The 12,168-nt window shown below is 57.8% G+C and carries 15 protein-coding genes; 11 read left to right on the plus strand and 4 right to left on the minus strand.

Features of this window, described 5'->3' with window-relative positions; genetic code table 11:
- Positions 1-469: 469 nt before the first annotated feature.
- The 5 genes from KGB24_RS07805 to KGB24_RS07825 all read left to right on the plus strand — a co-directional run bounded on the left by KGB24_RS07805 (position 470) and on the right by KGB24_RS07825 (position 4,202).
- On the plus strand, positions 470-979 hold the full coding sequence (locus KGB24_RS07805; protein WP_223415575.1) for a Bro-N domain-containing protein: 510 nt from the start codon (positions 470-472) through the stop codon (positions 977-979).
- Positions 980-1,225 carry a hypothetical protein gene (locus KGB24_RS29275; protein WP_317846490.1) on the plus strand — a complete coding sequence of 82 codons (246 nt, stop codon included), beginning with the start codon at positions 980-982 and terminating at the stop codon, positions 1,223-1,225.
- A gap of 183 nt (positions 1,226-1,408) precedes the next feature.
- Positions 1,409-2,593, plus strand: coding sequence for a colicin E3/pyocin S6 family cytotoxin (locus tag KGB24_RS07815; protein ID WP_223415574.1), 1,185 nt, complete (start codon positions 1,409-1,411; stop codon positions 2,591-2,593).
- Positions 2,590-2,820 carry a hypothetical protein gene (locus KGB24_RS07820; RefSeq protein WP_223415573.1) on the plus strand — a complete coding sequence of 77 codons (231 nt, stop codon included), beginning with the start codon at positions 2,590-2,592 and terminating at the stop codon, positions 2,818-2,820. The genes KGB24_RS07815 and KGB24_RS07820 overlap by 4 nt, the downstream gene beginning before the upstream one ends.
- 392 nt (positions 2,821-3,212) lie before the next feature.
- The gene (locus KGB24_RS07825; RefSeq protein WP_223415572.1) at positions 3,213-4,202 is read left to right on the plus strand and encodes a hypothetical protein; all 990 of its coding nucleotides are present in this window, start codon (positions 3,213-3,215) and stop codon (positions 4,200-4,202) included.
- A 6-nt stretch (positions 4,203-4,208) separates the two neighbouring features.
- On the opposite strand, the gene KGB24_RS07830 is transcribed toward KGB24_RS07825, so the two are convergent.
- Complete coding sequence (locus KGB24_RS07830) at positions 4,209-5,024, minus strand: sulfite exporter TauE/SafE family protein (RefSeq protein ID WP_223415571.1); 816 nt, start codon at positions 5,022-5,024, stop codon at positions 4,209-4,211.
- A gap of 112 nt (positions 5,025-5,136) precedes the next feature.
- On the opposite strand from KGB24_RS07830, the gene KGB24_RS07835 reads away from it, so the two are divergent.
- A complete protein-coding gene (locus KGB24_RS07835) occupies positions 5,137-5,904 on the plus strand; it encodes an AraC family transcriptional regulator (protein WP_223415570.1) in 768 nt (255 codons plus the stop codon).
- A gap of 93 nt (positions 5,905-5,997) precedes the next feature.
- Positions 5,998-6,315, plus strand: a complete 318-nt coding sequence (locus KGB24_RS07840) for an XRE family transcriptional regulator (RefSeq protein WP_223415569.1) — start codon at positions 5,998-6,000, stop codon at positions 6,313-6,315.
- A gap of 48 nt (positions 6,316-6,363) precedes the next feature.
- On the opposite strand, the gene KGB24_RS07845 is transcribed toward KGB24_RS07840, so the two are convergent.
- Positions 6,364-7,410, minus strand: coding sequence for an MBL fold metallo-hydrolase (locus tag KGB24_RS07845; protein WP_223415568.1), 1,047 nt, complete (start codon positions 7,408-7,410; stop codon positions 6,364-6,366).
- A gap of 213 nt (positions 7,411-7,623) precedes the next feature.
- Between KGB24_RS07845 and KGB24_RS07850 the strand changes: the two genes are divergently transcribed.
- Complete coding sequence (locus tag KGB24_RS07850) at positions 7,624-8,232, plus strand: TetR/AcrR family transcriptional regulator (RefSeq protein WP_223415567.1); 609 nt, start codon at positions 7,624-7,626, stop codon at positions 8,230-8,232.
- An 18-nt stretch (positions 8,233-8,250) separates the two neighbouring features.
- Here KGB24_RS07850 and KGB24_RS07855 read toward each other — a convergent pair whose 3' ends face one another.
- Positions 8,251-9,192 carry a LysR family transcriptional regulator gene (locus tag KGB24_RS07855; RefSeq protein WP_223415566.1) on the minus strand — a complete coding sequence of 314 codons (942 nt, stop codon included), beginning with the start codon at positions 9,190-9,192 and terminating at the stop codon, positions 8,251-8,253.
- A 15-nt stretch (positions 9,193-9,207) separates the two neighbouring features.
- Between KGB24_RS07855 and KGB24_RS07860 the strand changes: the two genes are divergently transcribed.
- Together KGB24_RS07860 and KGB24_RS07865 are read left to right on the plus strand one after the other, a co-directional pair.
- Positions 9,208-9,915, plus strand: coding sequence for a CTP synthase (locus KGB24_RS07860; protein ID WP_223415565.1), 708 nt, complete (start codon positions 9,208-9,210; stop codon positions 9,913-9,915).
- On the plus strand, positions 9,912-10,235 hold the full coding sequence (locus tag KGB24_RS07865; protein ID WP_008034830.1) for an antibiotic biosynthesis monooxygenase family protein: 324 nt from the start codon (positions 9,912-9,914) through the stop codon (positions 10,233-10,235). The genes KGB24_RS07860 and KGB24_RS07865 overlap by 4 nt, the downstream gene beginning before the upstream one ends.
- A 125-nt stretch (positions 10,236-10,360) precedes the next feature.
- On the opposite strand, the gene KGB24_RS07870 is transcribed toward KGB24_RS07865, so the two are convergent.
- Positions 10,361-10,687 carry a DUF2025 family protein gene (locus KGB24_RS07870; protein WP_008032544.1) on the minus strand — a complete coding sequence of 109 codons (327 nt, stop codon included), beginning with the start codon at positions 10,685-10,687 and terminating at the stop codon, positions 10,361-10,363.
- A 221-nt stretch (positions 10,688-10,908) separates the two neighbouring features.
- On the opposite strand from KGB24_RS07870, the gene KGB24_RS07875 reads away from it, so the two are divergent.
- Positions 10,909-12,036: a glycerophosphodiester phosphodiesterase gene (locus KGB24_RS07875; protein WP_008032545.1), complete on the plus strand. Its 1,128-nt coding sequence runs from the start codon at positions 10,909-10,911 to the stop codon at positions 12,034-12,036.
- Positions 12,037-12,168: the final 132 nt, after the last annotated feature.

A 12,168-nucleotide genomic window follows, 5' to 3' on the forward strand; every position in this document is an offset into this window, starting at 1 on the left:
ACACACGACAGGGCTAGGGATAGAAATTTGCAAATGCAAAATACTGTATATACAGCCAGTCTAATTCACTCTTCGTCGTTGTCCAGCGATCCTTGTGTTCAGAAATTTATGAAACGAACTGTGGGTTGACGGAGCCATCTGATCCTCCTACCCTCGGCTCCGAGCCTAAGAAACTCTACAAACCAGAGCGGTCCTCCGCACCCGACAGTCATGCGGCTTTTTTTCGTCTGCGGTTTCTCTACGCTTGCGAGAAAATCCCCGTTATGTCGGGAGTGGGCGAATACAAGACCCGAAAGGGGAATATGTCCGGCCCGTCTCTGGTGGGTTTCTTAGCTCCCGACACCCATAACGAATGCCCTAAGAAAGCAGCCAGAGGTAAAGGAAATGCCTGACATTCCGACCTTCACGATGAAGGTGACTTACCGTATCCGTGTGTCCAATCGCGCGCTTCCGTTTCAGGAGGTTCGCCATGTCTGAACCGCTCGTTTCAACCCTCTTCCTTCGTCACGGCACCTGTCTTCGTGCCCTACTCGTGGAGAACCAGGCGTGGTTCTGTGCTCACGACCTGGGTCGATTGATGGGCAAACATCTCGACGAACGCATGTCACGCAAGCTGGATGCGGATCAGCGGCGAATGATGCTCGTGGAGGCTCAAGGTATTGCTGAAGAACGACTGATGATCAGCGAGTCCGGCGTATATGCGTTGCTGGTTTATCACTATTGCCCGGAGTACCGACTCCTGAGGGAATGGCTGACTCACCAGGTTGTTCCGGCGCTACGTGATGCGCGTCCATCGCGTTCAGTTGAACGCCCAACGTTGAGTGTTCTGGACTGGCCAAAGATGTCGCTCTGCATGTTGCACTGGCAGGATGAACCGTGGATTCGGTTGCGGGATATGCCTTGTGTGTTGGCGGATGATCCGTTCAATCAGCGCGGTTCGTGGTGGCGTAAGGCGTCACGAGTGTTGCGAGGATTTTGATTGTTCATTGCCGTAAAAAATCCGCTGCTTGAGTTTCAGGCAGCGGATTTTTTTGGTGGTGTATTTAATGACGCCTTCGCGAGCAAGCTCGCCCCCACAAAGGAATTTGCTTCAGGGTCTGCTCCCGGTGCAAGCAGCACGGTGGCGCTGTGTCCGAGTTGTCATCGACGTTTTCACCATTCGAGTGACCGGGATAAGTTCACTGCTTCACTGTTTCAGAAAGTGAAGCGGTTGAAGTTTGAGTGATTGGGCCTGGAAAACCTACGCGCACGAAGGCCCCGAGTCCTAAGGGTTGCGCTGCAATCCCGATAAAAAGAGAAAACGCTTAGAGTCATTCAGGATCCGTCCTACAGCCACGATTAGCCACGTTCGTTAACGTCGCACAGCCCCTTTTCCGGGACTGCCGATGGATGAACGAAAGGATGATCAGTGGCTGGCAACAAGGACATTCCGCGGATTAAGAATCCACCCTCCGGTGATGGGCATCACGTCACCTACCGCTACATGACTGCCACCGAGTTGGCCGAGCGGGACGCCAGACAAAAAGCCTATGAGGCCATGCTGGCCAGGCAAGACGCCTTCGAACGCAGCCGTCAGGTCATCGCGGAAAAGCAAAGACCCACTCAAGCTGGATGTGTCTTCGCCAAGTCCTGCAAGCTGCCGGACGCCATCATCGATTACTCAAATCCCTCAGGGATGGTGCCGACCGATAGCCTGAAAGACTACGGTGACCTGATTCTGCTGGGTGCTCGCGAAGCGGATGAATCAGGCGCAGTGCCACTGAAGAATATCAGTGGCACTGCGATTCCCGCTGGGCTGGGCTCCCTCGCCTTGGCCGGCTCGGCATTCGCCGCTGCTCCCGTGGCCGCAGCGAGCGCCGTAACAGCAACGCTGGTTGGCCTTGTTGCGCTGTTCACACCATCGAGTCCGGGCGACAGCTCGCTTTACACCGACGACCAACTCCGTGCGCTCAAACAGGCCCGTACCCGCGTTCGCCTGCGGGTCGAGCAACAGACTGACGGCAGCCTCAAGGGATATGGTTTTTACACCGGCAAAAATCGCGATTGGGAAATGGTTGATGTCGTGCAGTTCACACTGCGTGGCAGCCAGCAGGTGGCTGACCTGGGTGACGGCATTGAACTGATCTGGACGCCGGCCGTAGATGGCTCCGACATCCTGGGCACTCCGGCGCTGGAGGCTGCCCCGCAAGCGCCGCATATCTGGGTTTACCCGCCAACGAAAGCGGCTGACAGCATCATCGTGAACCCGGTTTATCCGCCAGAGTACAAGGATTTCATTCTGGTGTTCCCGGCGGATTCGGGGGTAAGGCCGGTTTATGTTGTGGTGAGTGTTGCTGACCACAATTACCATCCCGCACCGAAGGGGCTAATTGCCTTTCCCGATGCAACGAGAGCGAAACGTAAGACCCCGCTAAAAGGCGGCGGTGGCCTTCGAAAACGATGGAAAACTTCAAAAGGGACAATTTTTGAATGGGACTCGCAGCACGGCACTGTGGAGATGTACGACAAACGCGGCCGCCATCTCGGAGAATATGATCCGACTACCGGTAAGCAAACCAAACCTGCAGACAGCTCCAGGAGTGTGGAACCATGATTTATGTAATCGAAGCCTTTCACAAACATAACGAACTGCTGGCATTCGAAGTGGAGCTACCGGCTGGGTGCGATCAGGAAATTAAAGACATTATGGGTTGGACTGCTGAGCAGCAAGGATGGGAAGGATACGACCTTACGGACGAGCAGCTTGGAGCCTTGGAGGCTTTGCTGGAAAAAAAAGTGTATGACGCAGCCTACCTATTTCAACTTAGCTGCAACGCTTGAATATATGAGTGGGAAACCAATTTGGCACCTCCACTGAGTTAGCCAAGCTAGCTGAAGTCGGAGATTTTCGATAGGCGAGGTGTCGAGGTTATTCGACGTCAAAAATGACGCCTCAAACCTCTCTGTCTCGACCTTGCTCTTAGCATCCAAGCCACCTGCTCATTCAACTGATCAAGCCCAAGCATTGTAGGAGCGAGCTTGCTCGCGATGGTCGTGAACGGTATCGCGTATAACCAGACGTCCCGTGGTGTTCTTGGGATTTTCGCGAGCAAGCTTCGCTCCTACAGGGACGGTGTGTTGCTGTTGATTTTGTGGTGCTTTAAAAGAGTGGGTGCAACCCGCCTCGCCTCCCGCTATTAATACCCTTCCCCACTCAAGGACCCGAGCCCACCATGAAATTCGATCTCGCCTACTGCCTCAGCCTCGACGACAAGTTGTCGATCTATGACGTGCGCGATCTGAATTTCGACGAGACCATGGATTTCGATTCCGCGAAGGAACACTTCCAATGCCCCAATGATGCATGCAGGGCGGCGTTCGATGCGGCAAACGTGCTGACAACGTTCAACGCCAAAAATGTGAATTACGTTCGCACCCCGCACTTCAAGAACACGCCCAGCACCCGGCATGTGGCGGATTGTCCCTATGTCAGTCTCAAGGCGCCGGCGTCGGGTGTGGACGCGGACGGTGCGGAAACGGATGACAGTCGCGAGGAACATTTCCCGTCGGAGTTGTTGCTGACTCGGCGTCAGTATGTGCGTAAGCCGTCGAACCCGGCGGTGGCGGCGGATGTAACGCGGGACGATCCGAAACCTCTTACACCGCCCAGCGATACCGAGCACCCGAGCCACGAATCAGCGCCGGACAAGACCAGCGTCTTCGCTCACCCGGTGGAGTGTTTTGTGTCGAACTTCGAGGACAAGGAGCTGCTCAAGCGCGTGCCGCTGAAGATTGGCGAGCACACGGCGCCTTATGGGTCGTTCTTCAAGAAGATCGAATACCTGACGGACAACAAGGGGCTGATTTACTGGGGCAAGATCAAGGAGATCAAGGATTACACGCAGAGCTTTCGCATCGATTTCGAGCAGAAGGTCTGGTTCAAGCAAGCGGATGAGGCGAAGAAGAAGCCTTATTCGGTCAACGTTTACCTGAGCAAGAAGTTGATCGAGAACTACCGCAAGCGCAAAGCGTTTCTGGAAGAGATCAAGCACGCCATCGACAGTGAAGCGCAGTTGTATTGCTTCTTTTATGGCGTGACGCCGGAGTTGAAGCAGGTGCCGAGCAAGAAAAACCCCGAGCAGACGTTCGGGGTGTTCAGTGCGAATATCGAGAACCTGGATCACTTCATTATTCGTGAGGCGCCGGGGTTGGAGGCGAAGTGACGGAGTTCAATTCAGGCACATGCTGAGCATCACCACGACCAGCAAACCGATGTACACCCGCGCATGTATCCGATCCGGAATCCGCCCAATCCACGGCGTAGCCAATCGAATCCCCACCAACGACCCCATCGTCAAAACCGCAAACGCCAGCAGATCTACATAACCGACAAACCACGCTCCCAAATCAAAATCGCTAAACCCCGCCATCGCCATGTAAGTCACCGTCCCGGCCAACGCCACGGGCAGGCTTAGCGGATTGGCCATCGACGTTGCCTGACTCATGCTCAACCCGCATCGCCGCAACAGTGGCACGGTCATGACACTGCCGCCTACGCCGAGAAACGTGGCGATGGCGCCGATTCCTACACCGCCTCCGGACACTTCTGCCCTCCCCAATCGCCGTGGGATTCCGTTATCTGCGTGTGTAAGAAAACCGCGTCTGAACAGGCAATCCACAATGGTCACGCCCAGGTAGGCAATGAACGCATACCGAATTACCTCGCCACTCACCCACATCGCCGCCACCGCTCCGCCCACCGCACCCAACCCGATGAACCCGCCCAACGGCCACAGGTAATGGCGAATCAGATTACCGGCGCGGTGATGTTTTCCGGTGGCGACCAGGGCGTTGACGATCATCACGCAGGTCGAGGTGGCGACGGCGATGTGCATCGCCGATTGGCCGATGGGGTCGTCTGCACCGTGGCTGGCCATGAGCATGCGGTACAGCAATGGCACGACGACGAAGCCGCCGCCGAAGCCGAACAGCACGGCGGTGATGCCGGTCATGCAGCCGAAGAGTGTCAGCAGGAGGTAGAACATTGCGCGTCGTCCGTTGGTTGGGAGTGGTCGACGATAGAGCGATGTGGCTTGGCCTGCTTCAGCAAGTCAGCCAATAATGTTTGTGTTTACGCCAACTGCTGGAAGCCGCTTGATGCGCAATGTTTCGATTAATTTGCTGGATGACACGCCACGGTCGGTGGTGGCGATCGGTACGGATTATTCCTACGGTCATGTGCTGCCTAGTCATACACACCGACGGGCGCAGTTGTTGTACGGCGCCACCGGGGTGATGCAGGTCGGTACGCATGACGGCAACTGGGTGGTGCCGCCGCAGCGGGCGGTGTGGATTCCGGCGGGGGTGGCGCATGAGGTGTTGATGCTGGGGGTGAGCACTCGCAGCTTGTACATCGAGCCGGGTGCTGTGGACTTGGGCGAGCGTTGTCAGGTGATCAGTGTTTCGCCGTTGATGCGGCATTTGCTGATGGAGGCGGTGGAGGTTCCGCTGGCGTACGACGAGACCGGGCGCGATGGCGCGTTGATCGAGTTGCTGCTGCATGAGCTGGCTCGCAGTGCTCACCTGCCGTTACACATTCCGCTGCCGGTCGATGCGCGGCTGCTTGGGTTGTGCCAAGGCTTTTTGCAGCGGCCTGATGTTCATCAATCGCCGCAGCAATGGGCGGATCAGATGCACGTCAGTCTGCGCACGTTCAATCGGCTGTTCCGCCAGCAGACCGGCCTGAGTTTCAGCCAGTGGCGCCAGCGCGCATGCGTGGTGCTGGCCCTGGCGCGATTGGCGGTGGGTGAGCCGGTGACGCGGATTGCGCTGGATTTCGGTTATGACAGCCCGGCGGCGTTTTCGACGATGTTTCGTCGTGTGTTAGGTCAGGCGCCGTCCGTCTGGTTGGCAGGGGCGAAATAGCAGAATTCAAAAAATGAGTTTGATCCGGGCGCAAAACAACTGTACAAAAACACAGTACATTTTGAATCAGCACTCTCGAGCCCGGAGAACACCATGGCCTCTTATGCGATGAAAATCACCCTGGAACGTATCGCCCTCTTCCAATTCACCCCCACCCATTGCGCCCAGGCCCGGGCGATGTTGGGTTGGAGCGTTGATGGGCTGTCTCGGGAGTCTGGCGTTTTGGTTGATGTGATTGAGCGATTTGAGGCCAGGCGTGAGGTGCCGGATGCTGATCGACTGGCGTTGGCGTATCGGTTTGAGTCGCAGGGGTTGGTGTTCTTCCCGGGGTTTGCGCCGGGGCGGGGGATGAGTGCTAGAGGGACTGAGTCGAATTCGGTGGGGCGGGCGGATTTTGCGATGGTTGAATGAGGTGTCGGCACGAGCCGCTTGCATCACAAGCGGCCGGGCTTCAATACGTCATGCGTTCTGGACTTCCACCTGATCGCTGACGTTTTCCATCCCCAACCACCAAGCACTCCCCCGCTGCGGGTACATCACATTAAACGCCTCACCCATCTGCGGCGTCGTAATCGAAACACTGCGTTCCCAAGCCAATGCCAGTATCCGGTCAAACGGTTCGAACCAGGCGTGCATCGACAGATCGAAGGTGCCGTTGTGAATCGGCAGTAACCAGCGGCCTTTCAGGTCGATGTGCGCTTGCAGGGTTTCTTCGGGTTGCATGTGCACATACGGCCACTCGACGTTGTAGGCGCCGGTTTCCATCAGTGTCAGGTCGAACGGGCCGAACTGTTCGCCGATGCGTTTGAAGCCGTCGAAGTAGCCGCTGTCGCCGCTGAAGAAGATTCGTGTGTCGGCGTCGATCATCACCCACGAGGCCCACAGCGTGCTGTTTCCATCGAACAGCCCACGGCCGGAAAAGTGTTGCGACGGGGTGGCGACGAATTGGATGCCGTCGACCTCGGTGCCTTGCCACCAGTCGAGTTGGCGCACTTTGCTGGCGTCGATGCCCCACTTGATCAGGGTGTCGCCGACGCCCAGCGGCGTGAGGAAGTATTTGGTTTTGTCCGCCAGTTTGAGCACGGCCTGATAATCGAGGTGATCGTAGTGATCGTGGGACAGGATTACCGCTTCAATCGGCGGTAGTTCTTCGAGGCTGATCGGTGGTTGGTGGAAGCGTTTCGGGCCGGCCCATTGCACCGGCGAAGCGCGTTCGGCGAAGACCGGGTCGGTGATCCAGAATTTGTCCCGCAGTTTCAGCAGTACCGTGGAATGACCAAGGCGATAGACGCTGTGGTTGGGCGCGGCGATCAACGCGTCGTGGGTCAGGCGTTGCACCGGAACGGCCGCCGTCGGGCGGGTGTTGCGCGGTTTGTGGAAGATCATGTTCCACATGATGCGCACCATTTTGTGCAAGCCTTCTCGTTGCACAGGGGCATGGTTGCGGAAGTTCCCTTGGGCCTGACGGGACGCTTCAGGTGCAGAAACGTTAGTGGAATTGGCCATGACTGAATGACTCCAGGAAACCGCACGAGGTGCAGTTTCTACGGTGGGACGATAAATGGCCAAGGCACGCACGCATCAGCCGAGCACTCTATTTTTGGCTGCGCAGGATTAACGAAACATTACACTGCACAGTGTAGTTTCTAGGTTGCATCAAAGCTGATCACAAGTAAACTGCCAAGTGTAATTCTTAATTTCTTCTGCCGAAGCGTACTTATGACAGCTCCACAGCGCCTGACCGACCGAAAACGCGAAGCGATCATTCAAGCGGCGATTGCCGAATTCCGGGCCAACGGTTTCGACATCACCAGCATGGACAAGATCGCCGCCACCGCTGGCGTGTCGAAGCGCACGGTGTACAACCACTTCCCAAGCAAGGAAGAGTTGTTCGCCGAAATCCTCAATCAATTATGGGCCAGGGTGACGGCCGAACAGGAAACAGCCTACCGCCCTGACTTGCCGCTGCGCGAGCAGATGCGCCGCATGCTGATGGCAAAATTGCAGATGCTGGGCGATGACAATTTTCTCGACCTGGCGCGGGTCGCCATCGCGGCCACCATCCACTCCCCCGAGCGCGCGCAGAACATGGTCGAGAGAATGGGCAAGCGCGAAGAAGGCCTGACCGTGTGGATTCGCGCCGCTCAGGCCGATGGGCGATTGAAGCCAGTCGACCCGGAGTTTGCCGCTCAACAGATTCAGGGGATGCTCAAATCCTTTGCATTCTGGCCGCAGATTTCCATGGGGCTACCGGGCCTGTCGTCTGAAATGCAGGCCACCGTCGTGGACTCTGCGCTGGACATGTTCCTCGCCTGCTACCAGCTCTGAATCAAGCGCCTACAAGCATTACAGCAATTTCAACGCCCGCCCCAACTCATCGAACAACGTCACCACCGAACGCAAGGCGCGACAGTCCGGGCGGGTCAGCAACCACAGCGCGGTGTCGTAACCGTGCAACGGCTCACTCAACGGTTGCAGCCCGTCATCGATCAGAAAGTCCGGCAATGCCGCGACACCGAGCCCGGCTCGCACCAGCTCAGTCACCGACAACATGCTGTTGCAACGATAACCCGGTGTGACGCCGGGCAATTGCTGACGACGCCACGCAACGGTGGGGTGATCGGGGAGGAAGTCGTCCGGGGCGATCCATGTCAGCGCGGCCAAGTCTTCGGCATCGACCGATTTCAGATACGCCGTGCTCGCACAGACGCGATACGATACCTGCGCCAGGCATCGGCCCACCAAGTGTTCCGGCGGATTCCGGGTCAGGCGCAAGGCGATGTCCGCATCTCGCCGGCTGAGATTGGCGAAGTCGTTGGACGTGCTCAGCTCGATCGTCAGCGCCGGATAGCCGGGCATGAACTGCGCCAGCGCCGGCAGCAACAAACCTTGTAAAACCGAATCGGTGCAGGTCAGGCGCACGGTGCCGCTGATGACTTCACCGCCCTGCTCCACGCCGATGCGCGCAGCCTCCAGCGCTTGCTCGGCGCGCTCGGCCTGTTCGGCCAAGGTCTGCGCAAGACTGGTGGGCAAGTAGCCGGCGCGGCTTTTTTCGAACAGTTGCTGGCCCAGCGCGGCTTCCAGTCGGCGCACGGCGCGGAACACGGTCGAAACGTCGACCTTCAACAGTGCCGAAGCCCGGGCCAGCGAGCCGCCGCGCACGAGGGCGAGAATCAGGGACAGGTCGGGGTAGTCCAGTCGATAGTGCGTTGCTGCATTGATCACTTGGGATAACGCCAATGTTGAGTGCGTGAACGCCAATCTATAGTGGGCTCCAGGAATCAACAAGCGTCGAGAGCCCTCATGGAAAACAGCGCCATCCGCATCGCCCTGATCGGCGATTACGACCCGCAAGTCACCGCCCACCAGGCGATTCCCGTCGCCCTCGGCATGGCTGCCGAACACGCCGGACTGGACGTGCAGTTCCAGTGGCTGGCCACCGACGGCATCAACGACGAAACGTCGCTGCAAGACTTCGACGGTTTTTGGTGCGTGCCCGCCAGCCCTTACCGCGATGAAGACGGTGCGCTGCGAGCGATTCGCTTTGCCCGCGAACAACAGCGACCTTTCCTCGGGACGTGTGGCGGTTTTCAGCACGCGGTACTCGAATACGCCCGCAACGTTCTGGGATGGGGAGATGCCGAGCACGGCGAGACATCACCCGATGCCACGCGAGCGTTGCTCACACCGCTGACTTGCTCGCTAGTGGAGGCCATCGACAGCATTCATCTGGTTGAAGGTTCGTTGATCGCCAAGGCGTACGAAAACCCGGAGATTCGTGAAGGCTATCGCTGCCGTTATGGTGTGAATCCGCAGTTTGAACGGGATCTGCTAAGCCAGGAATTATCCGCGGTGGGACACGATTCGACGGGGGATTTGCGAGCGGTGGAATTGCGCGGGCATCCGTTTTTTGTCGCCACGCTGTTTCAACCTGAACGTGCCGCGCTCAAAGGAATTGTGCCGCCGCTGGTGAGTGCATTGATCGAAGCGTGTGTGAGGCAGAAATCATGATTGCCCAGACACCGGAACCGCCCTACTACGCGGTGATTTTTACTTCGCTGCGCACCGACGGCGATCAGGGTTACGCCGAGGCTGCCGAGCGCATGGTTGAACTGGCGCGTGAGCAGCCGGGGTTTCTCGGTGTGGAGTCGGCGCGGGGTGAGGACGGGCTCGGGATTACGGTTTCCTATTGGGCCAGTGAGGCGGCGATTGTGGCGTGGAAACATCATCCCGAGCACAGCGCGATTCGTGAGCGTGGGCGCTCGACCTGGTATGCGGCGTGCAGTACGCGGGTGTGCAGGGTTGAGCGGGCCTATGGGTTTAAGCAGTAATTGATGTGGTGTTTTTGAGGCCGCCATCGCGAGCAGGCTCGCTCCCACAGGGGATAGGTGTCGTACGCAAAACCCTGTAGGAGCTGGCTTGCCGGCGATGGGGCCATCAAAAACACCACAAAAATTCAGCCCCGCACCAAACTCCGCACCGCCGAAATCTCCGGTACTTCCCGCCGATTCATGTACACCCGCAACGGCTCGGTAATGTTGATCCGGTCATCGATGTTCTGGTCCAGCAACAACTGAATCAACTCGCGCTTAAGCGTCATGACCTGCTCCGGCCCCGACGCCCAGACGAATTCACTCACAGGAATGATGCCGTCATCCGCCACGTCCATGCCGAAGGAATCTTCGCTGAAACGCACGATGTATTGGCCGGTTTTGCGATTGAGACCGACGAAGCCTTTGAGTTGGTCGGCGGCCTGGCAGATGAGTTCGGAAGTGATGCGCATATAAACCTCACACAAGTGATCGATGGTTTACACGCAGGGCAAGATGAAGGGCGTTCCCTCTGCCGGGGAAGCTGCCGGGGCCAAGAGTACTGCAAAGAACCGCACAAATGCGCTGAAAAAATCCGCTTTAAACACGTTTATGTCGGTCTCGCGATAGCGCAAGCAGCGTTCAGTTGTTAAAAGGGACTTCTTTGAAAACACTCTGCGAAAGGATCTCGACCATGCCTGTAACTTTCACCAAGAGCGCCCTGCTGCTGAGCGTGCTGCTCGGCCTCGGCCAGGCGCAGGCCGCCAGCGAGCCAAGCCCTACTTCACTGGCTACCCATGCAGGCATTCCGCACCCGGCGGTGATTGCCCACCGTGGCGCGTCCTTCGATGCACCGGAATCCACCGCCGCCGCCTACAAACTGGCGCGCGACCTGGGTGCCGATTACCTGGAACTCGACCTGCAACGCAGCAAGGACGGCGTGCTGTTTGCCCTGCACGACAACAACCTGCAACGCACCACCGACGTCGCCAGCAAATTCCCTGAGCGCAAGGACAGCCCGGCCAACGCGTTCACCATCGCCGAACTGAAAACCCTCGACGCCGGCAGCTGGTTCAACACGGCTTACCCGGACCGTGCACGTCCTTCCTTTGCCGGTCTGAAAATCCTGACCCTCGATGAAATCATCGACATCGCCCAGGGCAACCCGCTGCACAAGCCCGGCCTGTACATCGAAACCAAGGAGCCGAAGCAATTCCCCGGCCTCGAGCGTGACCTCAAGGATAAATTGCAGGATCGCGGATGGCTGAGTCCGGCGGGTTCGAAACTGGCGAAGAGCGAACTCGCCGTCGGCCAGGGCAAAGGTAAGGTGGTGCTGCAAACCTTCGAGAAGAGCAGCCTCGAGCTGCTGGAAAAGGAAATGCCGCAAGTGCCGAAGATCCTGCTGTTGTGGGTCGGCGAAGGCAGCATCGAACCCAAGTCCAAGGTGACGTTCGCCGAGTCCGGCGACAAGGACAAAGCCACGTACTACGCCAAACAGGAACCGAAGGACAAAGCCGAATTCCAGCAATGGGTCGAGTACGCCAAGGCTCAAGGCGCGATCGGCACCGGCCCTTCTGCCGCGCTGACCAAGGGGGGCGATCAGAGCTACTCGGACCTGGTCAAACCATGGATGAACCAGTACACCCACGATCAGGGTTTGCTGGTGCACGTCTACACCATCGATGATGCGGTGGATTACCAGAAAGTCATGGACGCCGGGGTTGATGGCATCTTCACCAACCGTGCCAGCGAGTTGTTGAAGTTCTACAAACGCCCGGCGGCGGGTACGGTTGCGCAGTTGTTGCAGAACAACGGGTATTGATCCAGAACCGAGGTGACGCCATCGCCGGCAAGCCGGCTCCTACAAGTCCGCGTCATTCGCGAAATTTGTGAACGACACGAACCTGTAGGAGCCGGCTTGCCGGCGATGCTCCTGGAATTAAGGGTGAATTAA

The organism is Pseudomonas sp. BF-RE-25, assembly GCF_019956105.1.
GTDB classification, from domain to species: Bacteria; Pseudomonadota; Gammaproteobacteria; order Pseudomonadales; family Pseudomonadaceae; genus Aquipseudomonas; species Aquipseudomonas migulae.

Bases quoted from the DNA above. Each gene is read 5' to 3' on its own strand.
- KGB24_RS07850 (WP_223415567.1), top strand. From the start codon at position 7,624: ATGACAGCTCCACAGCGCCTGACCGACCGAAAACGCGAAGCGATCATT.
- KGB24_RS07830 (WP_223415571.1), bottom strand. From the start codon at position 5,024: ATGTTCTACCTCCTGCTGACACTCTTCGGCTGCATGACCGGCATCACC.
- KGB24_RS07865 (WP_008034830.1), top strand. From the start codon at position 9,912: ATGATTGCCCAGACACCGGAACCGCCCTACTACGCGGTGATTTTTACT.
- KGB24_RS07860 (WP_223415565.1), top strand. From the start codon at position 9,208: ATGGAAAACAGCGCCATCCGCATCGCCCTGATCGGCGATTACGACCCG.
- KGB24_RS07840 (WP_223415569.1), top strand. From the start codon at position 5,998: ATGGCCTCTTATGCGATGAAAATCACCCTGGAACGTATCGCCCTCTTC.
- KGB24_RS07805 (WP_223415575.1), top strand. From the start codon at position 470: ATGTCTGAACCGCTCGTTTCAACCCTCTTCCTTCGTCACGGCACCTGT.
- KGB24_RS07845 (WP_223415568.1), bottom strand. From the start codon at position 7,410: ATGGCCAATTCCACTAACGTTTCTGCACCTGAAGCGTCCCGTCAGGCC.
- KGB24_RS07820 (WP_223415573.1), top strand. From the start codon at position 2,590: ATGATTTATGTAATCGAAGCCTTTCACAAACATAACGAACTGCTGGCA.
- KGB24_RS07870 (WP_008032544.1), bottom strand. From the start codon at position 10,687: ATGCGCATCACTTCCGAACTCATCTGCCAGGCCGCCGACCAACTCAAA.
- KGB24_RS07875 (WP_008032545.1), top strand. From the start codon at position 10,909: ATGCCTGTAACTTTCACCAAGAGCGCCCTGCTGCTGAGCGTGCTGCTC.
- KGB24_RS07825 (WP_223415572.1), top strand. From the start codon at position 3,213: ATGAAATTCGATCTCGCCTACTGCCTCAGCCTCGACGACAAGTTGTCG.
- KGB24_RS07835 (WP_223415570.1), top strand. From the start codon at position 5,137: ATGCGCAATGTTTCGATTAATTTGCTGGATGACACGCCACGGTCGGTG.